Annotated in this window: 19 protein-coding genes and 2 pseudogenes; 10 read left to right on the forward strand and 11 right to left on the reverse strand. The window is 38.5% G+C overall.

Features of this window, described 5'->3' with window-relative positions; translation table 11 throughout:
• Positions 1-420 precede the first annotated feature (420 nt).
• The gene (locus tag FJR06_RS22235) at positions 421-2124 is read right to left on the reverse strand and encodes an ABC-F family ATP-binding cassette domain-containing protein (RefSeq protein ID WP_168634128.1); all 1704 of its coding nucleotides are present in this window, start codon (positions 2122-2124) and stop codon (positions 421-423) included.
• Positions 2125-2650: 526 nt separating this feature from the next.
• Between FJR06_RS22235 and FJR06_RS22240 the strand changes: the two genes are divergently transcribed.
• Positions 2651-4843 carry a cation:proton antiporter gene (locus FJR06_RS22240; protein ID WP_168634127.1) on the forward strand — a complete coding sequence of 731 codons (2193 nt, stop codon included), beginning with the start codon at positions 2651-2653 and terminating at the stop codon, positions 4841-4843.
• 40 nt (positions 4844-4883) lie between these two features.
• On the forward strand, positions 4884-5555 hold the full coding sequence (locus FJR06_RS22245) for an AMIN domain-containing protein (RefSeq protein ID WP_041458577.1): 672 nt from the start codon (positions 4884-4886) through the stop codon (positions 5553-5555).
• Between the two features lie 124 nt (positions 5556-5679).
• Here the strand turns inward: FJR06_RS22245 and FJR06_RS22250 are convergent, their stop codons facing one another.
• Both FJR06_RS22250 and FJR06_RS22255 read right to left on the reverse strand, forming a co-directional pair.
• Entirely contained in the window at positions 5680-7491 is a 1812-nt protein-coding gene (locus FJR06_RS22250; protein WP_015083216.1) for an SAV_2336 N-terminal domain-related protein, read from the reverse strand.
• Complete coding sequence (locus FJR06_RS22255) at positions 7484-7768, reverse strand: hypothetical protein (RefSeq protein ID WP_041458576.1); 285 nt, start codon at positions 7766-7768, stop codon at positions 7484-7486. The genes FJR06_RS22250 and FJR06_RS22255 overlap by 8 nt, the downstream gene beginning before the upstream one ends.
• On the opposite strand from FJR06_RS22255, the pseudogene FJR06_RS22260 reads away from it, so the two are divergent.
• A pseudogene (locus FJR06_RS22260) lies at positions 7738-8259 on the forward strand (Bax inhibitor-1 family protein); the annotation flags it as partial. The gene FJR06_RS22255 and the pseudogene FJR06_RS22260 overlap by 31 nt on opposite strands.
• Before the next feature lie 112 nt (positions 8260-8371).
• Here FJR06_RS22260 and FJR06_RS22265 read toward each other — a convergent pair.
• From FJR06_RS22265 to FJR06_RS22280, 4 genes are all read right to left on the reverse strand, one after another.
• Entirely contained in the window at positions 8372-8914 is a 543-nt protein-coding gene (locus tag FJR06_RS22265; RefSeq protein WP_015083215.1) for a DUF3172 domain-containing protein, read from the reverse strand.
• Positions 8915-9075: 161 nt separating this feature from the next.
• Positions 9076-10152 carry a fatty acid desaturase gene (locus FJR06_RS22270; RefSeq protein WP_015083214.1) on the reverse strand — a complete coding sequence of 359 codons (1077 nt, stop codon included), beginning with the start codon at positions 10150-10152 and terminating at the stop codon, positions 9076-9078.
• Positions 10153-10309: 157 nt separating this feature from the next.
• Entirely contained in the window at positions 10310-11383 is a 1074-nt protein-coding gene (locus FJR06_RS22275) for a fatty acid desaturase (protein ID WP_015083213.1), read from the reverse strand.
• A 229-nt stretch (positions 11384-11612) separates the two neighbouring features.
• Complete coding sequence (locus FJR06_RS22280; protein ID WP_015083212.1) at positions 11613-12428, reverse strand: acyl-CoA desaturase; 816 nt, start codon at positions 12426-12428, stop codon at positions 11613-11615.
• Between the two features lie 86 nt (positions 12429-12514).
• Between FJR06_RS22280 and FJR06_RS22285 the strand changes: the two genes are divergently transcribed.
• Positions 12515-13744 carry a methionine gamma-lyase family protein gene (locus tag FJR06_RS22285; protein ID WP_015083211.1) on the forward strand — a complete coding sequence of 410 codons (1230 nt, stop codon included), beginning with the start codon at positions 12515-12517 and terminating at the stop codon, positions 13742-13744.
• Positions 13745-13811: 67 nt separating this feature from the next.
• Here the strand turns inward: FJR06_RS22285 and FJR06_RS22290 are convergent, their stop codons facing one another.
• On the reverse strand, positions 13812-14189 hold the full coding sequence (locus tag FJR06_RS22290) for a GxxExxY protein (protein WP_015083210.1): 378 nt from the start codon (positions 14187-14189) through the stop codon (positions 13812-13814).
• Between the two features lie 77 nt (positions 14190-14266).
• Positions 14267-15460 (reverse strand): Coenzyme F420 hydrogenase/dehydrogenase, beta subunit C-terminal domain, encoded by a 1194-nt coding sequence (locus tag FJR06_RS22295; protein ID WP_015083209.1) that lies wholly within the window; start codon positions 15458-15460, stop codon positions 14267-14269.
• Positions 15461-15681: 221 nt separating this feature from the next.
• Here FJR06_RS22295 and FJR06_RS22300 point away from each other — a divergent pair, with 221 nt between their 5' ends.
• The 3 genes from FJR06_RS22300 to FJR06_RS22310 all read left to right on the forward strand — a co-directional run bounded on the left by FJR06_RS22300 (position 15682) and on the right by FJR06_RS22310 (position 17176).
• Complete coding sequence (locus FJR06_RS22300; RefSeq protein ID WP_158310558.1) at positions 15682-16056, forward strand: hypothetical protein; 375 nt, start codon at positions 15682-15684, stop codon at positions 16054-16056.
• Positions 16057-16351: 295 nt separating this feature from the next.
• Positions 16352-16753: a hypothetical protein gene (locus FJR06_RS22305; protein ID WP_015083207.1), complete on the forward strand. Its 402-nt coding sequence runs from the start codon at positions 16352-16354 to the stop codon at positions 16751-16753.
• A 15-nt stretch (positions 16754-16768) separates the two neighbouring features.
• Positions 16769-17176, forward strand: a complete 408-nt coding sequence (locus FJR06_RS22310; RefSeq protein WP_015083206.1) for a DUF6575 domain-containing protein — start codon at positions 16769-16771, stop codon at positions 17174-17176.
• 131 nt (positions 17177-17307) lie between these two features.
• On the opposite strand, the gene FJR06_RS22315 is transcribed toward FJR06_RS22310, so the two are convergent.
• Positions 17308-19524, reverse strand: coding sequence for an NHL repeat-containing protein (locus FJR06_RS22315; RefSeq protein ID WP_041458574.1), 2217 nt, complete (start codon positions 19522-19524; stop codon positions 17308-17310).
• Between the two features lie 393 nt (positions 19525-19917).
• Between FJR06_RS22315 and FJR06_RS22320 the strand changes: the two genes are divergently transcribed.
• The 3 genes from FJR06_RS22320 to FJR06_RS22330 all read left to right on the forward strand — a co-directional run bounded on the left by FJR06_RS22320 (position 19918) and on the right by FJR06_RS22330 (position 23636).
• On the forward strand, positions 19918-21087 hold the full coding sequence (locus FJR06_RS22320) for a glycosyltransferase family 4 protein (protein ID WP_015083204.1): 1170 nt from the start codon (positions 19918-19920) through the stop codon (positions 21085-21087).
• 18 nt (positions 21088-21105) lie between these two features.
• Positions 21106-22257, forward strand: a complete 1152-nt coding sequence (locus FJR06_RS22325; RefSeq protein WP_015083203.1) for a glycosyltransferase family 4 protein — start codon at positions 21106-21108, stop codon at positions 22255-22257.
• Between the two features lie 116 nt (positions 22258-22373).
• Positions 22374-23636, forward strand: coding sequence for an ABC transporter ATP-binding protein (locus FJR06_RS22330; protein ID WP_015083202.1), 1263 nt, complete (start codon positions 22374-22376; stop codon positions 23634-23636).
• Between the two features lie 98 nt (positions 23637-23734).
• Here the strand turns inward: FJR06_RS22330 and FJR06_RS24110 are convergent.
• Positions 23735-23928: pseudogene (locus tag FJR06_RS24110) on the reverse strand (hypothetical protein); the annotation flags it as partial.

The following is a 23928-nucleotide window of genomic DNA, read 5'->3' on the forward strand; positions in this document are numbered from 1 at the left end:
TTGATTTCTTACAAGCTCAGTCCCTTTAAGGCTGAGTTATTGACAATTGTATTTGACAGTAATATACAATAGGCATCTCCGGTAATTAAATGTGCGTGGTTTGAAACCCTTGTAGAGACGTTCTATAGAACGTCTCTACATTCATTTTCACCAGAGGTCTAATTGTTCAACTCTCTGTTAGTGTGATATCCATAACTGTAATCACTATTGTTACTTTTGATCAACAAAAACAAGCTGATACCCAGTCAGAAAAAAACTGAAGAATATGGACATCAGAGGAGCAACTGAATAATACAGGATATTTTTCTGATTTTTAGCAGCATTTCTCTAGTTAACCCAGGAAATCCCCCTTTCTATATTTTATAGTTGATCAGAAAAGAGGGATACAAGGATTTACGGTTTTGGAGATAATTGCTTATTCTACTTCTGCTTTGCTCCAGCTTTAGCAGCTTTAGCAGCTTTAGCGGCTTTTTTAGCAGCTTTTTCGGCTTCTGCTGCTGCTAATTCTGCTTGTTCTTTCTCTTCGGCTTTCTTATCGAGATAGTAGTGATAATCTCCTAAATAAACGCGAAATTCACCATCACGAATTTCGACGATTTTGTTAGCTACTTGGGAGATAAAATAACGGTCGTGGGAAACTACCAGGGCTGTACCATCATAGTTTTGCAAAGCCTCTTCCATCATCTCCTTTGCCGGAATATCTAAGTGGTTGGTAGGCTCATCCAGAATGATTAAGTTCGCTGGACGTAAAAGCATTTTTGCCAATGCTAACCGAGCTTTTTCACCTCCACTCAATGCCCCAACTTTCTTAAATACGGTATCACCAGTAAATAAGAATCTTCCTAACAGTGTACGAACTTCTTCGTTTGTCCAGTTGGGAACTTCATCATGAATTGTTTCCATGACGGTTTTATTTAAATCCAACGCTTCCGCTTGGTTTTGCTCAAAGTAACCCGGAATAACGTTGTGATCACCTAATTTCACAATCCCTTCTGTGGGTGGTTCAACACCCATCATAATTTTTAATAGTGTGGATTTACCCGCACCATTGGGACCGAGAAACGCAATTCTGTCTCCTCTTTCCACTAGCAGATTTGCCGACAAAAACAGAATTTTATCCCCATAAACATGAGTCAAATCCTTAATCTCTACCACTTCTCTACCGCTACGACTAGCATCAGGAAAACGGAAATGCAGAGTTCTTACTCCGCCTGTGGGAGCTTCGATGCGTTCAATTTTATCTAGTTGCTTTTCTCTACTTTTCGCTTGGGTACTGCGGGTAGCACTGGCGCGGAATTTATCTACAAATGCTTGTTGTTTTTCTAATTCTTTTTGCTGACGTTCGTAAGCGTTAAGTTGTGCGTATTGATTTTCCGCTTTTTGTTGTAGGTAGGATGAGTAATTACCCAGGTAAGAACTGGAAACACCCCGTTCAGTTTCCACGATTTGGTTACACAGACGATCTAAAAATTCCCGGTCATGGGAAACTATCACCATGGGGGTAATTAAACCGCGCAGGTAATTTTCTAACCACTCAATGGTTTCTAAATCTAAGTGGTTTGTCGGTTCGTCCAGTAGTAACAAGTCGGGTTTTTGCAGGAGAATTTTCCCTAAACTCATCCGCATTTGCCAACCACCGGAGAAGGCACTAACTAGGCGATCGCCATCTTCTAGTTGAAATCCCATCTCTGGTAAGATCTTACCAATCCGCGAGTCTAAGTTATATCCGTCTAAAGCCTCAAATTGACGCTGTAACCTATCTAACTGATGAATTAGTTCATCTAACTCTTCTGGATTAGCAGTTTCCATCTCATGGGGAATATGAGCTAAAGCCATCTGCACTGCGTTGGCTTCTTTAAATACAGTCCAAAATTCTTCTCTGACTGTGCGAGTGGGGTCAACCTCAAATTCTTGGTTAAGATAAGCTATATGTAGACTGGAAGGGCGAATAATTTCCCCAGCGGTGGGTTCAATCTCCCCAGAGATGATTTTCAATTGGGTGGATTTTCCCGCACCGTTAACACCAACTAAACCAATCCGATCTCCTGGTTTGACTTCCCAGTTGACATCTTTAAGAACTTCGCCTGTAGGATAAATTTTACTGATATGTTCTAATCGCAGCATGAAGCGTCTCGTAGGTAGGGGACAGGGGGCAAAGCTAACGCCGTATATAATCTTAACAAAATTTAACGCCTTATGTACAATTTTTTGGCTAATTCTTTCCTAGAGTCAGGAGGTAGGGGCGCAGGCTCTGCGCCCTTTGTCAGCAGAAAGAAGAGAGAAGAAGAAAAACGGGGTTTACCAGCAAGTGTTGTACATGACAACTGAGACCTTTTTGCAACTTTTAGTTATAGTATTGTTTGACAATTTCTGGGTTATTATTGCCTTTTTTGAGGAAATAATTTATTGATCAAAGGTTCTGATCACTTTATTCTCTTGTTCTAGGTTTTATGCTTGCTAATTCTCAATTTTATTCGCGGTTTAACAATAAATTAATACTGATTTTTTGAGGCAATTAAGATAGTAAATTAACAATAATTAACATCTTAAATTAATAAAAATAGCCGAAAATATATCTAATTAGGTTGACAATTTACACTCTTGTAAATAATTATCATAGTGAACCCGGATAATCGTTAATGAGGAAAATATGCACACAGTTGTTCTCGTTCTAGTTCAGGTGTTAATTGTAATTGGACTCTCCCGACTTGTGGGACTGGGATTCAAAGTAATTAAACAACCATTGGTAATTGGTGAGATCTTCGCTGGTATCATGCTTGGTCCATCATTATTTGGTTTAATTGCTCCCGGTTTAGCACATAGCCTGTTTCCCCCAGAAACAATGCCTTATTTGAATGTTTTATCGCAAATAGGGCTAATATTTTTTATGTTTCTGATTGGGTTGGAATTAAATCCTAAATATCTGAGTGGTAACTTAAAAACTGCCATTCTCATTTCTAATCTCAGCATTATTGTTCCCTTTGCTTCGGCTTTTGGATTATCTTTCCTCCTTTATCCTTTAGTTTCTGGCAACAATGTAAATTTTGCCCCTTTTGCCTTGTTTTTAGGGGCAGCCATGTCAATTACCGCCTTTCCTGTATTGGCGAGAATTATTACCGAAAATAACTTACAGGGAACTCGGTTAGGGACATTAGCCTTAACTTGTGCGGCGGTGGATGATGTGACAGCTTGGTGTATTTTAGCAGTAGCGATCGCTGTCGCTCGTCACGGTAGTATTGATCAACAAGCTATTTTCACCATTGTTGAAAGCATTGTTTATATTGGCTTCATGTTCACAGTTGGACGGTGGTTTCTCAAACGGTTAAGCAAACATCATCGTCGGGCTGGACGTTTGAGTCAATTCGTTCTCGCTGTAATTTATATGGGAGTTGTGTCCTCTGCCTTAATTACTGAATTTATTGGCATTCACCTAATTTTTGGGGCATTCTTATTAGGCGCAGTCATGCCCAAAGATGAGGGATTAGTCAGAGAATTAGCCATCAAAACTGAAGATTTTGTTCTCATCTTTCTCTTACCAATCTTCTTTGCCTACAGTGGTTTAAAAACACAAATTGGTTTACTTAACAGTCCTCATTTATGGCTATTGTCTGCTTTGATTTTATTAGTAGCAATTGGCGGTAAGTTTACTGGTGCTTATATAGCTGCTCGAATTAGTGGCATTGACAAACGAGAAGCATCAGCCCTCGGTTGGTTAATGAATACTCGCGGTTTAACCGAGTTAATTGTCTTGAACATTGGTTTAGAGTTAGGCGTAATTACCCCCTTACTTTTCACCATGTTAGTAATTATGGCTTTGGTGACAACATTCATGACTTCACCATTACTGGAATGGACTTATCCTAAGCGCCTAATCAGATTAGATATAGTTGAACCAGAAGCAGAAATTCCCTCAGAAGCTGTACCAGCCCCCAGCGAACCTTACCTCATCCCATATCGGATTTTAGTCCCAGTTGCCAATCCCAATGCCCAAAAAGGTTTGTTACAGTTAGCAACAGCGATCGCAGTCAACAACCGACAACCTGCTATTGTTTATCCCCTCAGTTTTATTGAACTCGAAGAAGACTATGGCTTTGAAAGTACCCCCACCGAAGCCGACAGACTGATTGCCGAGCGTCGCCAAAAATTAGAAGAATTAATCGCCACCCTAGAACCACCACTAACACGTTCCTGTATCCATCCCATAGTTCGCATATCTAGCAATGTTGCTAGAGAAACAGCACAAATAGCCAAAATTGAACAACCCGATTTAGTTCTCGTCGGTTGGCATCGTCCAGCTTTTAGTAACAATCGGTTAGGGGGAAGAGTCGGACAAATCCTGGGGACTACACCAGTAGATGTCGCCGTATTTGTAGATAAAGGTGGCGAACGGTTAGAAAGTTTATTAGTTCCCTACTCTGCCAACATTCATGACGATTTAGCATTAATTATCGCCCTCAGAATGCTGATTAATCGTGATACTTGTATGTTACAAGTTTTACAAGTCTTTAAAGGCAATCATGTCCAAGACGAATTAAGTTATGAACTCAACACCATGATTGAGCAGTTACCCAAAAGTGTCCGCGATCGCATTGAAATTAAAACTGTGACATCCCCAGAACCAATCCAAGCCGTAATTACTGCCTCAGAAAATGTTGATCTGACTATTGCTGGTACTAGCCGTCTGTGGGGAATAGAACGTCAAACCCTGGGAAGATACACAGATCAACTCGCCATCCAATGTCGTTCTTCATTACTCATTACCCGTCGTTACAGTCAAGTTACCTCACACCTTACCGCCCTTTTACCAGCAGTTAATACCCAAGAAATAATTCGTAATTCTTAATTTTTGCCAACCAGGTACTATATTGAATCACCACCAAATTATGAAAACAATAACTAATAAAATTCTTCCATCTATCGGGGTAAGTTTATGTGGTTTAATCACCCTTACCCCCAATATCAGTATTGCCCAACCAATCGCACAACTTAATAATTGGGAATTTAACCCCAAATCCCAGCAATTAGAAATTAATATCTCCGCAACTGCAACACCCCAATATTTCTACTTAATTCAACCACCACGTCTGGTTCTCGATTTACCTAATACCAAACTCGGTAAAGTCCTCACCCAAAAAGAATATGCCGGTGCAATTCAGAAAATTCGTATTTCTCAACTTAACGCCAATATTACCCGCATAGTTCTTGACCTAGCACCAGGAACCAAATTCCAACCCAACCAAGTACAACTTCAACCTCTTTCTCGACAAAAACCCACGCGCTGGGTATTCAATCCTCATCTTAGCTTTTCTCCCGCTAAGAGTCTCTTACCCACACCCGACACTACTCTACCACCATCCACAAATCTCACAAGTAACTCCCAACAACCCTTAATCACCGTACCACCTCTAAATTCTCAAAACCCCCCAGTAATTACCAATTCACCCCTACCTGCCGCTATGTTGACCCCACCTTCAGAAAACAAAAATAGTTCTCCAAATAAACTCAAAGAAATTCCCATAATTGAATTTGGGCAACCTTTACCTAAGAATCTATAAAATAGTAAAAATATAAAAAGTACCGCCTTGTTAAACGCCATTCATCTCACTCCCAATCTCTGACTGGGACAGAAACTTCATCCTGTACATCCTTAAATCCTGGATATCCTGATTCAGACATTTTTTAATCCACTTTGTCAAGGCAAGAGCGTTTTGACTCCCGTTCTAAAGTTGCCACCACAAAATCAAAAGTGTGAGTTTTAACAATTTCAATAGTAGCAACTTCAAAATCACAGGTTTTTAATTCTGGTTCTTTTGTTGTATCTCCTGGAGAAGTACCTGCTTGAATTTGGGAAGATATGGAATCTGCTAAATCAGCATATTCACCCCCAAGATTGCGGAATACATCTACAGCTATTTGTGCAAAGGGTAGAACTTTCTCTTTATCGGTTTCAATTTCAGGTAATAAATCTATAAGTGCGGTAAAACTATTAACTGATAAACCAATTCTGTCACCAATATATTTAGAAACAGCATCTAAAACATTGATTGTTTCATTAGTGGCCATTGCCGGATTGAGTACCTTTCGCACACCAGGCAAAAAATCATAAACTCTAGCTTTTCCGGCTTTATCTTCCTTAGTAACATGAAGTAATCCCCCCATATATACTTCTGCCACATGAACAGGTTGGGCTGTTTTTAAACAGGTTTTTCTAATCAGATTAACCACAGAAATATCCACAGGTGCAGCAGCCATCATTCCTGCTAATCTTTGGGCTGTGAGTGATGCTGTATTTAGGAATTGTTTAACAATTATTTTCGCTTGTTCTTCTTGACCTAACCCCCCGTCCCCCTTCCCTGCGAGGGAAGGGGGGGAATTTGTTCCCTCTCCTTTTTGGGGAGGGTTAGGGAGAGGTGAAGAGAGGTATTCTAAATCAAATAAATAAGTAGAAATTCTAGTATTTCCAAAACCGGCAATTACTCGCCCCCAAAGTTTTAATATTTGTGGGTCTAAATTGAGAACAGGTAAAATTAAAGTTTTATGCCAATTAATATTTAACCAAAAAGGTAAATCATCTAAAATTAATTTATTATTAGCAATACCAGGATTTAAGGCTTTAGCAAAAAGTTTACGTCCTAAAGATAATTGGGTACTATCCCATAATCGTTCAGGAAAGAATTGGACAACAGCAGTAGGTTGAGATTCCGACCAATCTTTTAACCATTGATGAAAAGTGGGATTTTGCCAAAGGGGAGATACACAATCACTAATAAGTAAAGTTAAACCCCGTTTATTTGGATGAATCAATTCCCGGTGCTGATGTTGACGTTGTTCTAATTTACCTCCTTTTTTACGACGAATGAGCATTAAATTATTATTTTGAGATTTAATAGTCAAAACTCGAATACGCCGAAATGCCCCTTGATTTTCGAGAATTTGTTGAAATTCATCTATCAATTCTTGCCAAATAAAAGCAGAACGGGATTCTTCAACTACTAATTCTAAATTTAGCCATCTTTCTGGTTCTGGTTTGGTAACAGGTAGCCATATATCACGTTCAATAATGCGGTTAATTGTTGCTTCTTCATTTAAAATAAATCTGCTTGTAGAAGGTACTTTGCGCTTGAGGGGACGCATTGCCCGACCAATTTCTAAGGAATTTTGAATAGTCCGGGCTGCGGGAACTTGAAACGGAAATCCTGATGTTGTGTTTTTTGTTCCTGATGTTTGATTATTTGGTTTTTTTTCTGGTGATTTCGTATAAACATTAATAACTGAATCTTGTACAGAAGTATCTTGAGAAGGTTCTATTTTTCCATCATCAATTATTTTGGTTTCTGGTGCTTTTGGTTCAGCAATAACTCCCATTTGCAAAGCCAACCAAATACTATCAGCAATATCTTCATCATCCAATGACAAACTGTGCAGTAATCCAGCCTGATCTAATCGGCTGATTAAGCGTTTAATCATAGCATGAGAAGATAATTTATTCATTTTCTTCTTCAGCCTCTAAGTCTTCAACTGCACCTAAATCTGTAAGCAGTTTCTCAATCAACTTACTTTTACTATCAATACGTCCTTTTGTCACCATAAAAATAGCATTTAATAATTGGTCTGTTGCTAGTGTTTCTTCTTTTTGTCTCCCATGAAAATCCTGAATTAGTGTATTTATATCTGGAATTTTAGCAGTTTCTGCATCTAAATGAGCCGTAACAATGTTAATTAAATCATCTATTGACAGTTTTGTTCTTCGTTGCCCAAAATGTGGCATCAAAAGGTAACAAAGCCCTAGCTTTACCCCTATTGGGTATTTACAGTCTCTTATCTGGATATACCTTGAGTGGCTTGGTATTTGTAGCTTTGAGAACCCAAGGGGTAGGTATTCAAGGTATTGCTATTGCTGCTTTAAGTTGTGGCATTACCTTCATTGTTGCCCGAAAAATCGGTTCTAACCTTTCGGAAGCAGACGGTATGGCGTTGACAAAAACCGTTAGTTTGGGCATTGTGGCCTTATTGGTGGTTTGTCTTCTCCAATTTGTCTTTACCTTGTTTGGTGTTTACACACCCAGTTGGTTAGAAATTGGTATCTCTGGTATAGGTGTATTTCTCTTCGCAGGAGCATCAGTAGTTGATTTTTACATCTTACCCCGCACTTACCGCAATGATGAATATTTACCAGCAGCTTTGTCAATGTATCTCACCTACATCAATTTATTTGTCTTTATCTTACGCTTGCTGATTGCTATCAATGGTCGTGATTAAGTATCTGTAAGCATAGAAAACTAAAACTTATCAGGAAAGAAGAAAAGTGAAAGAAAAATCTTCTTCCTTCTTCTTCTTTCTTCTTCCTTCTCCTGACTCCTGACTCCCATATTTAAAATCTTTCCGTATCTTGTGGACTTCCCACAGCACCAGGTTGAGATAAAAAGAAATTTTGAGCCGATTCATTTTGATAAATACATCTAATATCTGGCTTTTCACTATTTAAGTCCCCTGTAAAGCCAAAGGTATTAAGACGATTTTTACATTCTCGTACCTGATCTGATGTTACAAGTTTTTTATTTTCCAAAATTGCCCAGTTATTTTGACGAATTACACATCCAGGGCGGATATTTGGCTGGGCAACAAAGACATTAAAGGGATTAAGAGTGACAAAGAGTCTGGCATCCATCACCATGGCACTAGATCCAAACTGCACACAAATCTCAGGATTTGGCGCTCTAGTGTCAATGAACTCACGGGAAGCTACGTTTGATGAACTTAATGTAGTTGTCGAACTAAACGCAATCCCAATCCCAATTCCCAAAATCATCACTCCTCCTAAAAGGGCAATGGTGGCGAAGTTAAACACCGGGGATTGGAAAATAGAGGGTTTAGGGTTATTTGTTGGTCTAGTATTAGCAGATTTACGTCTCATTTTCGCTTTATTACCTTCGTCCCAAGAGTGGTTTTTTAATTTCTCCCTTATTCAGTATGCCGATCCTTGAAGATAATTATCCCCTATTTTCAATTTTAAGGAAAATATAAAATAAAAAAAGCCCGCATTAGCGGACTTCCTAGCTTTAAAAAATTTACCGATTACTTGACATTCTGACTCTTAGAAGTGTAGTAAACCTTACTACCTGTATCGGGAACAAAATGACAACCAATAGCAGAATTCCACAAAGACTTCCAAACTGGTTCTTTTGATTCGTGGAAATACTCACCCATAATTGGTTTAATTGCCTCAGTCGCTTTCAACAAATTGTAATGAGGCATATTCAAGAAAATGTGGTGAGCAACATGAGTACCGATATCATGATGAATGTGGTTAAAAATTCCATAATTTCGGTCAACACTAGAAATTGCCCCTTTCAGGAAAGTCCATTCTTCCCCACGATACCAAGGAATTCCCGGTTCAGTATGGTGTAAGAAAGTCACCAAATCCAACCAAATAATAAAGACAATGTAAGGTCCAGCGTAGTATTTTAACAACGCCATCCAACCAAATTGATAGGTGAATAAACCTAACAAAACTACCATACTAATCCAAAGTGTGGTGCTGGTGATAATGTCCCATTTTTCGGAAGGCTTAAACAGTGGGCTACTAGGTGAAAAGTGAGAACCTTCTTTACCAGGAGAACGCTTGAATAAATAAACCGGATAAGCCAATAAGAACAGATAAAAACGCCCTATTCTTTGCGATAAAGGCATTTCATCATACTCAGATTCAGAAACAGGATACCAGCTTTCATCATTTTCCAAACTGCCTGTATTCTTGTGGTGAGTTCTGTGGCTAATTCTCCAACCATGATAAGGAACAAGAATGAAAGTATGGGTAATATGACCAACTAAATCATTCAACCATTTATGCTTAGAAAAAGATTGATGTCCGCAGTCATGACCAACAACAAATAAAGCCCAAAACATAGTTCCTTGCATGACCCAAAAAACTGGCCAAAAATACCAAGAATCCAGATAATTAGCCGCTGCATACAGCAGTCCCACAATCAGAACATCACGGAAGAAATAATAAAGTGATTTCGTTACACTTGGCTGAAAACATTCAGCGGGAATTGCAGCTTTTAAATCCTGAAGAGTAAACGGTAATTTTTCTTGACCTTCAGTAGATGCAGAACTAGGGTTTTGATTAAACTCGATTGTATCTAATTGCACTGGATTATTTAATTGATTGTAAATTAGAAATTAACAGTGAGGTAATATTTAATGACCTCTAAAATACAAACTTGAGATGTTGGCAATTGACCTAAACCGGGTTAAATTTGGTTAATTGCCAAATCAAAAGAATTGGTGCTAAAAGTAGAAAGAATTACTACTTCACCGTTGATAATTTTTCTTCACGATATTCGTCAAAAGTTATATAACCAATATCAGTTTTATAAAGTTGACATTGATTAGTAATGTCCTTCATTAAACCCCAAGAGAATTTATATTCATCATGGAGATAAGCACCCCAATTTTCTTTGATGCTGCTGTAAGCCAACCGCAAATTATAGGAAGGAATAGCAGTAGAAATATGATGGGGAACATGAACATTAATATCGTGACAAAGAATTTCTACCCAACGAGGATAATCACAATGAACTGTTCCAAATAACTGTGCTAAAGCCTCATTCCATTTATTAGCAGTTGCAAAAGGAACATCTGGAAGAGTGTGGTGAACAATGGTGAAGGTACTCATCCAGAAATGGTAAACCATCCAGGGAATAACCCAGAATTTAATAAAACCCCAAACACCAGTTGTAATAATCAAAGTTGGGAAAACAATCGCTGCAAAAACAGCCACTACAGCCACAGAAAATTTAACACTATCTTGTTCTTTTTTCGGAAAATTGCGCCAATCAAAATGCACAACCGCCCAATGGCCAATAGAACCTACCCACCAGAGACGTTTACTGATAAACAACTCAAAGACAGACTGTCTACTTTTAGACCAACTTGCAAAAGTTTCTGTTCTAATAGGATGCCAAGCGTTGTCTTCGTCTAGCTTGTTGGTATGTTTATGGTGATGATTATGTTTAATGCGCCAGCTATGAAAAGGGTAAATTAAGAACATCATAAAGAAATGTCCCACTAAATCATTTACCCAGCGACGGTTTGCAAATGAACGATGAGCGCAATCATGTCCAATAACGAAAAAACCTGTTAAAGCAGTTCCTGTAAAAATCCACGCTATGGGTAGAAGAAACCAAGGGGAAATTGCTATAAAATAATAGCCTAATGCAGCCATAGATAGACTGATAAGCACAGTTGTCCATGCTTTGCGGCTATTTTTCTGAAAACATTCCTTGGGTAGACTTTTGATAATATGTTTTAGTTTTATTTGGTCTTTACCAAGGTCTGTGGAGACCGCTATTTCCTGACTTTTGATGATTGATGTAGTCATGAATACCTGAAAAACAACAGACAGCTAGACAAGGTTACTAAAAAAAGTAACTTGCTGCAAAGTTTTGTAACATTAATTTCTGAGATTATAGCAACCTTAGAACAACTTAGGATAGATATTGAGCAATTAAAAATTTCAAATTAAAAATTGCTTTATTTACACACAAAAAGTCAATAGTTTCCAGCCAAAAAATGACTACAAAACTATTGACTTTGAGCAGAAAATCTGCTTATGCCTTTTTCTCTGCCAGCTTTACGTTTGTCGCTAGACCTAGTAATTGTAATAACTGAATTGTCATCCAAGTCAGATCAATTTCCCACCATTCCAAACCATGACGGGCAGAGTATTGAAACGCATGGTGGTTATTGTGCCAGCCTTCACCAAAAACGAGAATGGCAACCCACCAACAATTAGTTGACTGGTCACCAGAATCATAAGTGCGGTATCCGAATTTATGAGTAGCACTATTTACCAACCAAGTACAGTGATAAACCCAAATAATCCGCGCAAAAATTCCCCAAACTACCATTGGCCAGCCACCTAAGAAATATAGGATTATGCCCAAGGCAACTTGTAATAAAATGAAATTTTTCTGTAAAAACTGATAAACTGGGTCATCAATAATGTCTTTAGTGAAGCGAGGAACTTGACTGTGAGCAGGAGCAAAATGAATCATCCAACCCATGTGACTCCACCAGAAACCTTGATTTGAATCATGGGGATCAGATTCAGTATCAGAATGTAAGTGGTGAATTCGATGTGTACCTACCCATTCAATTGGACCACCTTCACAAGATAGTGTCCCAAAGATTACCAAGACATACTCTAGCCATTTAGGCGTTTGAAAACTACGGTGAGTGACAAGACGGTGATATCCCAAAGTAATACCTAAACCTCCAGTCACCCAGTAAAGCAATAAAGCAACACCAATTGCCTTCCAGCTAAAATTGCTCGGAATTAAGGCAAATAGAGCGCCGACGTGCAATGAAACGAAAAATAGGGTATTAACCCAGTTAATGGGAGGTTTAGAAGTAGCAATTGTCATGCAGTAACCTGAATAGAAATTGTTCAGCCTAATCTGCGAGATCCTAAAATCCGCATATCTATTTTATGTTTTTGAATGAGGAAATGATGAACAGCTTTGAACGGCTGCGGGAAGCAGAACAGGCACTATTAGAAATTTTTTCTGGTATTGACGCTCAGGTCAAGCATAATCTTAAAAGAGTATTAGATGCCTTTCGTCATCACCGAGTAGGCGCACATCATTTTGCAGGCGTAAGTGGCTACGGACACGATGATTTAGGACGAGAAACCTTAGATAAAGTTTTTGCCGAAATAATGGGTGCTGAAGCTGCTGTGGTGCGAGTGCAGTTTGTTTCGGGAACTCATGCGATCGCTTGTGCGCTGTATGGTGTACTTCGTCCTGGGGATGAAATGTTAGCAGTAGTCGGTTCTCCCTACGATACTCTCGAAGAAGTAATTGGCTTGAGAGGACAAGGCCAAGGTTCTCTAATTGATTTTGGCATAAAATACCGCCAATTGGAACTAACTGATCAAGGAAAAATAGATTGGCAAAACTTAAACACTAGCATTACCGACAACACAAAGTTAGTATTGATTCAACGTTCCTGCGGATATTCATGGAGGCCAAGCCTCTCCATAGCCGACATAGAAAAAATTGTTCACATCGTTAAACAGCAAAACCCGAACACCGTTTGTTTTGTAGACAACTGCTACGGCGAATTCATCGAAACCCAAGAACCAACCCATATTGGTGCTGACCTCATAGCCGGATCATTGATCAAAAATCCTGGAGGTACAGTCGTGAGTGCAGGTGGTTATATAGCCGGACGCGCCGACCTAGTAGAAGCAGCCGCTTGTAGACTCACAGCCCCCGGTATTGGTAGCGAAGGAGGAGCAACCTTTGATCAAAACCGCCTGTTATTCCAAGGATTATTTTTAGCCCCACAGATGGTAGGGGAAGCAATGAAAGGAACATACCTGACAGGTTATATATTTGACAGACTCGGATATCCAGTCAACCCCCCACCATTAGCACCCAGAGGAGACGTGATTCAAGCGATTAAACTCGGTTCAGCCAAAAAACTGATCGCCTTCTGCAAAGCCATACAGCAGCATTCACCCATAGGATCTTATCTAGAACCCATACCCGACGATATGCCCGGCTACGAAAGCCAAGTGGTGATGGCTGGGGGGACATTTATCGAGGGGAGTACCTTAGAATTATCGGCAGATGGACCATTGCGTGAGCCTTATGTGGTTTATTGCCAAGGGGGGACTCATTGGACTCATGTATCTATTGCTTTACAAGCGGCTATTGAGGCTGTGGGGGAGAATTAAGAATAGTTTCGCGCAAAGTCGCTAAGGAGCAAAGGCGCAAAGGAAGAGGGGGAAGAGAAGGAAGAGGTTAAAGTTTGTTGGCTATGCGTTTAATGCCGTCTTTGATGAGGACTTCACCAAAGTTGATGAGTAGTCCAAGGCGTATATTGGCAAGAGTTAGATAGGTGATAAGTTGTTTTTTGTGTACAGGGTGGAGGGTTTCTAGGGATTTGATTTCAATGATGACTTTGTTTTCAACTATGATGTCTGCCCGAAACCCTTCCTGTAAATGAACACTTTCGTAAACTACAGGTATTGCTTGTTGTCTTGCTACCTGTAAACCTCTACTCTCCAATTCATAAGCCAAAACAGTCTCATACACAGATTCAAACAACCCTGGTCCTAATCTGGTATGAATCTTATAAGCAGCATCAACAATCTGAGTCGCAATTTCATTCTCAGTCATATAAACCTCCTTCTTAATACCTTACCTCCTTCTTCTTCCCTTTGCGCCTTTGCTCCTCTGCGCCTTTGCGCGAAATCTTATTCCGGTAACTTATACTGCCCCACTATCCGCTTCGCAAACTCCGGTACATGAGCTTCTAATTTTTCTCCATGATTCCGCTTCACATATAAGTAATTTCTCGCAAAGTGGGAATCTATGGAAAATCTCGCATATTCTAGTCCTTTGGGGCCAATTTTATCTATGACTACTCCCATTAATTTCGCTGCCCACATGGGTAAGGTGACGGCTTGATCATAAGCTGGTATGCTTTGCTGTACTGCTGGTTTGCGGTTTCCTTGGGACGTGACTGGCTGGGTGTGGAGTTGGTCTTTGACGAGTTCGAGCATTTCTTTGCCTGTATCGTTTCTGACTACTATCCATTGCCATTGGTAAGGTGCGCCCATATACCCGACGACGATATCAGCGAGGGAGTTGACGTAATCGAAGCAACTCATACATGATGGGGCGAAGATGTCTTTGAGGACGTTGGTTTTTAAGCCGAAGAAGGGGACTGTTTCTTCTGAACCGTCTTCGTGTTTGAAGTGGACTCGGAAGTCTTGCATGAATTCGTAGCTGACTACTGTTTGGGGGGAACGGCTGGTGGTTTCTAGGAATTTTTGCAGTCCGGCGCGGGTAACGTTATCTACGCATGGTGTTCCCAGTACGTAGAGTTTTTCTAAGCCGAGTTTTTTCTCTACGGCTCGTAATGCTTGGATTTGACAACCTACTCCGATGACTAATAACCTCTTCATTCCTGATTTTTCTATCTGTTCTAATACGGATAGGTTGGGGGATAGGGTAGGTTTATTGACTTTGGCTGCTAGTATTTCTTCGGGTGTGCGGGCGATGATGGGCATGGGTTGAAAGCGGTCTTCTTTGCTGTTTTGCACACAAACTACGCCTTCAACTAAGCCACGATTTAGCATTTCTATGGCTATGCTGCTTACTATTCCTGTCCATTGTGCGCCTTCTATGGGTTGTTGTTTTCTGGCGGACATCATTTCTTGATGAACTCCAAAGTAAAGTTCGTTTTCGTCTTCTAGGTTGCGGGGACGGTTATGGGTGGTGGTTTCTAGTTCGTCTATTCTTTGGGTAATGAAGGCGCAGGCTTCTTTGACGTAGTGGATGTAGTAGGTGTCGCATAGTCCGCATTCGCTACATAGTTCTTTTGCGGGGCGCACGCTTCCGGGTTTGAGGGCTTTGGCTTTTTTGTGGGATTCTATGGATGTCATCTATTTTGTTTATTTTTACTAAATATGGCTTTTATTACCTTACCGTTTGGGGATGTGAACTTAAAGATAGAAATTGAAATAGAGGAAGACTGGTGTTTGATTGCTGACGTGATTGATATTCCTTTACTCTATAATGAGTAAACAAATTAATACACCAAGAAATTTAAATGCTGCGTATATTCCAAAATTCCAAAAGCGTAATATCAGTGTGTCTAGCTACATTGCTGATTTTAGTAAGCACTATAACTATTTTTCCATCTACAGCTAGTGCAGCAGTTATAGAGATAAATGTTGTTAAATGTGAATCTGGTAGCAACTGCTCAAATATCGCCTCGTTTGCAGCGGGAGCAACCACCGGAATCGTTGCTGGTAGTGCAGTAACACTCGCTGCTACTGGAAACACAGCTACCATTGTAGCGGTTGGAGCAGCTATGGGACAAGCAGCAATAACAAGTTTAGCTCCATTAGTTGCAGATGCTGGAACTATCAGTGCATCGCCAGTTTTAGTTCCTGTAGGAATAGCAGCCGCAGGAGGGTATGCTGCATATCAGTTATGGCATAATTTCAGCGATAATCAAAGTCAAAATGCAAATTAGCAGTTTCTTGTTTGCTGTAGTTTGTACAATTTTGTAAGTCACTAATTTTTTCAGTAATCTGATTATTTCAATAAGCCTTAGGTTAATTTATCGAGGGTTTTTTGCTGTTAATATACATCTTCCATTATCCCACAAAACCGCCTGAGAATTAATTCTCAGTCTCATAGCGAAAGTCTGTTAAAACAGACTGAATAAATATCAATCTTCATTCAGCTTTAGCTGGATTTTGCTATTAGCGTAATTTCTTGGCGGTGGTGATATCATTTAAAAAATGTATTAAAATAAAAGAAACAACATGAAATGGCCTCAGTATTTTCCTGAAAATTGCCCTCCTGAAGCTGCTCAACCAATTTCAGGAACTATTTACCGTCTGGTAGATAATAACCCTCCTACATCTGATGATTTTAGATCATGGCGTAAACAAAATATAGATCAACCTTGCCCTAAAAACATCACAGAATGTCAAACTTGTGGACTCTCTGTTTTTACCTCAGCAGCAGGAGTTTGTAATGCTCGTAATAAAGTTCCTGCACTTCGCAAAAAACAAGTAGCATTAGGATATGGAAATTCTGATTTAGGAGTAATGTTAAATACACCTTCCAGAAAAACAGGTAATCATCATCATACTTGGTGGTTTCCAGCTAATCAAGAACCTTGGAAAAATTTTGAAATTGTTAATATTACTTCTCCTGACTAAACATGAGGTTTATCTATGAAATTACTACCACAATACCCACCGCTAGTAAACCTAGAAATTATTGAAATCTATGAATATTATGATTTTCCCTGTTTATTTAGCTGTCAAAATGCGTCAGGACAGATTTTTTTAGCTGTTTGGATAGATGAAATACCAGATCATAAAACTTGGCTTTATTCTCCTATGTCAAAAGGAAGATTAAAAAGTATTCGTTCTGGTAATATTGATTTATATGATGCTTTTAAAAAATCAGAAGATGGTTTTATTTATCAAGCTATAATTTCTGAAAATGATAATTTGGATGTTGTAGGAATTATATTTTGTGAAAGTCTCAATGATGAATATTTACCCATGGCTGGCGAAACTATTGATTTTTCCGATGCAGTTTTTCCTCTAGAAAATAAGGAAAAAATCAGGATTTAATTGTAAATTAGGGAAGATTTTAGATAAAAGAGCGATCGCTCACCCAAAATACTCTAAATTGATTTATATACCCAACTTATTTAATAAATTGGGTATTTCCGAGTTCACAAATTATTTAAACTGGCTATAAATCAAATAGGAAACTGATAGATAAGCACCTTACCTTGCCAATTTTCTTCGACAAATACGAGATATTCATCATTAGCACGACGGAAAGCACGGATACCATAGGGAATATCAACCCAACCACTTTCTTTCCCAACTTCTGCACCTGGAGTCATCTTTTTCACGAGTTCTCCCGTAGCAGTTTTGTAAACATATACCTCTGCGGTTTTGACACCCACTGCAAATACATAATCACCTGCTACACTCATGGCTGCGGTGGCAATTTCTCCTTTACCTGTGGTGTCGTAGGGAACGACGGTTCGCCATTTGGGAGTGCGATTTCCTTTACTCCAATTATCGAAGCGAGCAATTTCTGATCCTATGACTTTGGCATCATCAGCAAATGCCGGATGTTCAATAGTAAAACCTGATAAATACATAGTATCTGTTTCGGGAAAATATTCAATCCGTCGCAAGTCTTTAAAGGTGCTAGGAGTCCTGATTTTTTTCATCGAACTATAGGTATAAATGGGGTTTCCTTTACTATCTAATCCCTGTAAAGGATAATGACGAATGCCATCTTCTGTTCGCAAAGTTTTCCAAATATCTCCTTTGCTATCTACCCACCAACCTCCGATATAGGGATAGTCTTGACTGCTATCATATTCATTTTTTTCAAATGCACCATTGCCATTACTATCACGCCAAATCCATTCTCCGTTTGCGGGTTGATTGGGTGGCCAATTGCCATTAATAGATTGTTTATTCTGATCATTAGTACCCACAAACATCCCGGCAGGAATTGCAATTTTACCATCTGTTTTTGGTTCAAAACGATAAATTTGCAAAAAGCTGTTGAACATATTTGTGAGGAATAGAAAAGGTTTTCCTTGAATTCGGCGGACAAAAGTTCCATCTGGTGATGTATGCAGCCGTGGATCTTGAGCATATTTAAAGGGATTAACTGTGTAGGCTTTATATGTCCACTGTTTACCAGCAGGCTTGCTATAATCCATGACATATTGTTCTTGTTTGGTGAATATATTTACACCATCTGTTTTTGGATCTGTATCTGCATTATCTACAAATATTAATCCTAGTAATTGCCATTGTATTTTTCCTGCTGGCGAAAATTTTCTTAAATCTGTTCCTGATTTATTGAAGCCATTACTATTTACATAAATATTACCTTTTGCATCTGTACCAACTCCTGTAATGCCGTAGAGTTTGGATGTTTTTATTTCTCCAGGTACACCACCAAAAATACCTTTTTTATCCCCAAAAGTATCTACACGAACCGGCTGATTATTAATATTGTAAATTACCAATTGTTGATTAATCCCATTTTCTGCTACTAACAGTCTGCCGAGATTATCAATGGCTAATGCTGATGGTTTATCAACATCTATTATTTCTTTTGGTAATTTTTTTCCGTCTTGAGAATAATTGACAATTTTTCCAAATTTAGCACCTTTTTGATTTTGAATAATCCACAAACTACCTTTTTTATCAATGGTAATTTTTTCGGGACTATTAACCTTAAATTTGTTTATTTCTGCCATTGTTTCGGTATTATAAACCCGAACAATATTCTCCCCAGCATTGCTAACAAATAGGTGATTATTTATTGTTGCTATTCCTGTGACTTCATGACTTTTGCTGGTAATTAACATACTTTTATCCCAGCCATTCCCTTTCTCAAAAGGTGCAGGTTTTCCTGTTAAGTCATAACGTCTGACGCAGTACCAAGTTTGTCCTTGGGGAGGATAATCTTCTTTAGTTTGATCTACTCCACCTTGAGTCATAGAAATATAAATATATTTGCTATTTACTGTTATTGCTTTACCCCCTAAACGATTCCAACCATGTGTATCTTGGAGGATAAAAATTGGTTTACCATCTTTATATATTCCTGCTTCACTACCAGCTTCATCCCAAGCACTATTTGTGTAAATTGTCCCATCATCTTTGACATACATTCCTTCTATGTTATTTTGTACTCGCAATTTACCATTACCAATGGTATTTCCTAACCAAGAAGTAATATATGTAATTTCAGGAGTTTTGACTGCTTTGGATTTTTTAGTTGTGGCTAAATCCATTGTCATTCCGGCAAATGTTATAAGTAGTCCACAGGTTAAACCAAGTAAAATATTGAAAGTTATTTTTTTTCGCCAATATCTCCTCGAAAATAAGTTATGAAGATATTGATAAAGTTTGTAGCAAGTTTTACTAATCTGCATAAATAATTCGGTTGCTGTAATATGCTTTTTGAATTTTTAATTTATCCCTGTGGGATAGGCTTTTAAATTCTTACTCATAAATTAACAAATAAATTTTATCTTGCAGTTAATTTCATCAAAACTTTATCAACAATATATATTTTCAAAATAAATAAATTATACTTGATACTTTTGATGTTTTTACGAGTATCTATTATTTGTTATGCAAATATATTTTTTTGATGTATTTTGTTTGTGGAAATAGAATAATTTTTATATTTAAACCGATTTTGATTCTCAGCGTCGTATTAAAAGATTATGCTGAAAATAAATTATCTTGGCATTGACAAAATAAATAAAAGCATAAATCAAAATAACTCATCTCAATTTATCTATCAAAGGGGAGATAAGTAAGTGGCAGGTAAAGATATAAAATTAAGTTCAGCATCGGCATCTATTCTAACTTTAGGTACGGGTTGGTTTCCTAACAATCCTGGAGGCTTGGAACGGTATATTTATGAACTAATTCATAAATTAGCAGCATCTCAAGACCAAGTAGAATTATGTGGAGTGGGTTTACCTCTAGATGCTAAAAATACACAGATTAAGTTGACTAATTTAGCTTGTCCAGATAGTAAAATTAGTTCTCGGTTATGGTCAATTCGTGATAATTTTCAGAAAACAAGATTAGGTAAACCTGATGCAATTAATCTCCATTTTGCATTATATAGTTTTCCAATTTTAGATATTTTACCTAAGGGAGTACCGGTTACTTTTAACTTTCATGGGCCTTGGGCTTCAGAAAGTCAGGAGGAAGTTGTTAATAAAAAGTTGAGTGTTTGGCTAAAGGAAAAAATAATAGAACAAAGCACTTATAATCGGTGCGATCGCTTTATTGTCCTTAGTAAAGCTTTTGGTCAGATTCTCCATCAAAAATACCAAGTTCCCTGGCAGAAAATTCACATCATTCCTGGTGGAGTTGATATTAATCATTTTCAGAATAATCTCTCGCGTCAAGAGGCTAGAATAAAACTAGGTTGGCCAACTAATCGGCCGATATTATTTACTTCCCGTCGCTTAGTTCACCGCATGGGAATTGATAAGTTATTGCAAGCTATAGCTATGATTAAAGTGGGAATTCCTGATATTTGGTTAGCTATAGCTGGTCGTGGTCATATTCAAGCTTTACTTCAACAACAAGCTAGAGAATTAGGTTTAGAAAATAATGTGCAATTCTTAGGTTTTGTACCTGAAAATGATTTACCTGTGGCTTATCAAGCGGCTGATTTAACTGTGATGCCAAGTCAATCTTTTGAAGGTTTTGGATTAGCTATTTTGGAATCTCTAGCCTGTGGTACTCCTGTTTTATGTACTCCTGTGGGGGGAATGCCAGAAATTTTGCAGAAATTTTCTCCAGATTTAATTACTGAGGCGATTACTGTTGAAAGTATTGCTGATAAATTAGCACAAGTTATGTTAGGAAAACTGCCTTTACCTTCTAGGGAAGAATGTCGTAATTACACAATTAAAAATTATGATTGGACTAATATTGCTCAACAAGTTCGGCAAGTTCTCCTAGCTTAAATTGATGATAGAGATTGTATGAAAATTCTATTCTTAGACCAAAGTGGTAAACCTGGTGGGGCTGAATTATGTTTAGTTGATATTGCTAAACCTTATGGTCAAAATTCCCTGGTTGGTTTATTCGCAGATGGTGATTTTCGTAAGTTACTCGAAGAAAACCAAATTCCTGTGGAGGTTTTGACAACTCAAGCCATTAAAGTTGGTAAACAAAGTGGTTTATTTCCAGCATTAGCTAGTTTAGGGCAAATAATTCCTTTAATTAATCAGGTTATGCAACGGGCAAAGAAATATGATTTAATTTATGCTAATACTCAAAAGGCTTTAGTTGTCGCGGCAATAGCTAGTTTTTTCGCTCGTCGTCCTCTCGTTTATCATTTACATGATATTCTTTCTCTAGAACATTTTAGTAAAACTAATTTGCGAGTTGCTGTTAATTTAATTAATCGTTGCGCTGCTTTGGTCATTGCTAATTCTCAAGCTAGTAAAACGGCATTTTTACAAGCTGGAGGAAAACCGGATATAGTTGAAGTTGTTTATAATGGTTTTGCTATAGAAAATTATCAAGTTGATGCATTAGAAGTTAGAAAAATCCGAGCTAATTTAGAATTAGAAGGTAAATTTGTTGTTGGACATTTTAGCCGGCTTTCTCCCTGGAAAGGACAGCATATTTTAATTGAGGCTCTTTCTCAATGTCCAGAAAATGTGGTAGTAATTTTAGTTGGTGATGCTTTATTTGGTGAACAGGAATATATTCAGGATTTACATCAAAAAGTTGCTGGATTGGGGTTAGAAAATCGAGTCAATTTTTTAGGTTTTCGCTCAGATATTCCCAAATTAATGGCAATGTGTGATTTAATTACTCATACTTCCACTGCACCTGAACCTTTTGGAAGAGTTATTGTTGAAGCTATGCTGTGTGGTAAACCTGTGATTGCGGCTCAAGCTGGTGGTGCAATAGAATTAGTGGAAGATGGGATTAATGGTTTTTTAGTCACACCTGGAGAACCTCAAGAATTAGCAAAGGTGATTCATAATTGTCTGCAAGAATCTGTAAAAACTGCGAATATTGCCAATAATGCCAGAATTAGTGCCGGTCAACGTTTTGATGTCAAAATTATTAATCAGCAGATTCAAGAATTGCTAGAATCAATAAGATCCCCGACTTCTTGAAGAAGTCGGGGATCTGGAAGTCAAGGATCTGGGTCTTGGGAAACAATGTATAATATGTAATGTATGGGTGGAGAAATCCCGCCTTTACAAATTAATAAATTTTAAAGTGAATTCTCGTGGCACAAGTTGTATTAGAAAATGTTTATAAAAGTTTTCCCTCTCGCGGTGGGGAAGGTGCAAAAACGCAACCAGACGGTACAGATGGTGTAAGTGTCTTGCGACGGATTAATTTAACCATTGCTGATGGTGAATTTATGGTGCTGGTGGGACCATCTGGCTGCGGTAAAAGTACCCTGCTGAGGTTAATCGCTGGGCTGGAGGTAATGACTGGTGGTAACATTTCGGTAGGAGATACCGCAGGGCTTCGCTTGATTAATGACTTACCTCCCAAGGACAGGGATATCGCTATGGTGTTTCAAAGTTATGCACTCTATCCCCACATGACTGTATATGACAACATTGCTTTTGGCTTACGTCGTCAGTTTCCAGATCAGGAAGTTGGCAAAAAAAGACTGACTCAATGGGGCGAAAATCTACTTGTAGGGTTAACAAAAAAGTTACCTAGTGGATTACGGTATATTTCTCCAAAAGAAAGAATTGTTAATGAACGAGTCCAAAAAGTTGCGGGTTTATTACAAATTGAAACTCTGTTAAATCGGTTACCGAAACAACTTTCCGGGGGACAAAGACAACGGGTAGCATTAGGACGAGCGATCGCCCGCAATCCCCAAGTATTCTTAATGGATGAACCATTATCTAATTTGGACGCTAAACTACGAGCTGAAACCCGCAGCCAAATTGTTAAATTACAACGTCAATTGGGAATAACGACGATTTATGTTACCCATGATCAAACTGAAGCGATGACAATGGGCGATCGCATTGCCATTATGTCAGAAGGTAAAATACAGCAAGTTGCAGCACCTTTAGAACTATATAATCGTCCTGCTAATCGCTTCGTCGCGGAATTTATCGGTTCTCCACCCATGAATTTTATCCCTGTGGAGTTTCACGCACCTTTATTAATTACCCATACTAACTTTCGCTTTACCCTTCCAGATGTGTGGGGAAGTGCGTTACAAAACTACGACGGACAAACTTTAATATTGGGTATTCGTCCAGAACATCTCAGTTTGGGTGTACCTGCTACTAAAAATTTACCAGTCAAAGTAGACTTAGTAGAAAACTTAGGAAATGACACTTTTTTAGCTGTAAAAATTTCTGATCCTGATTTACAAAATGTAGATGGACAAACTTTACAAGTTCGAGTTCCCCCAGATAGATTTATAAAGATAAATGACCAACTTTGGTTATCATTTGTGCCTGATAAACTGCATTTTTTTGACCCCAAAACCGAGTTAGCAATATTTCAACAATAAGGGAAGAGGTAAGAAGAAATATATTTTTATTTACCAATTCTCTATTCCCTGTTCCCTATTTTAATGATATAAAGCACTATGGGTTGACACTCCCCGGTCTAAAGACGCGGGGATTCTTTAATCAAAGACATGACTTGCTCAGACAGGATCTCTCCAGCCTGAGTAGAGGACTCATCTCCCAAAGCGTTGCTCATGTCTAGCATGAAAGTTCCGGTATGCCCTACCGTACTCAATCCTCGACTCAGGATATTTCTAGCTGCATTTTGGTAGAGTCGAGGGGGAATATTATTTC

The sequence above is a fragment of the Dolichospermum sp. UHCC 0352 genome, from assembly GCF_009711925.1.
Taxonomy (GTDB): Bacteria; Cyanobacteriota; Cyanobacteriia; order Cyanobacteriales; family Nostocaceae; genus Dolichospermum; species Dolichospermum lemmermannii.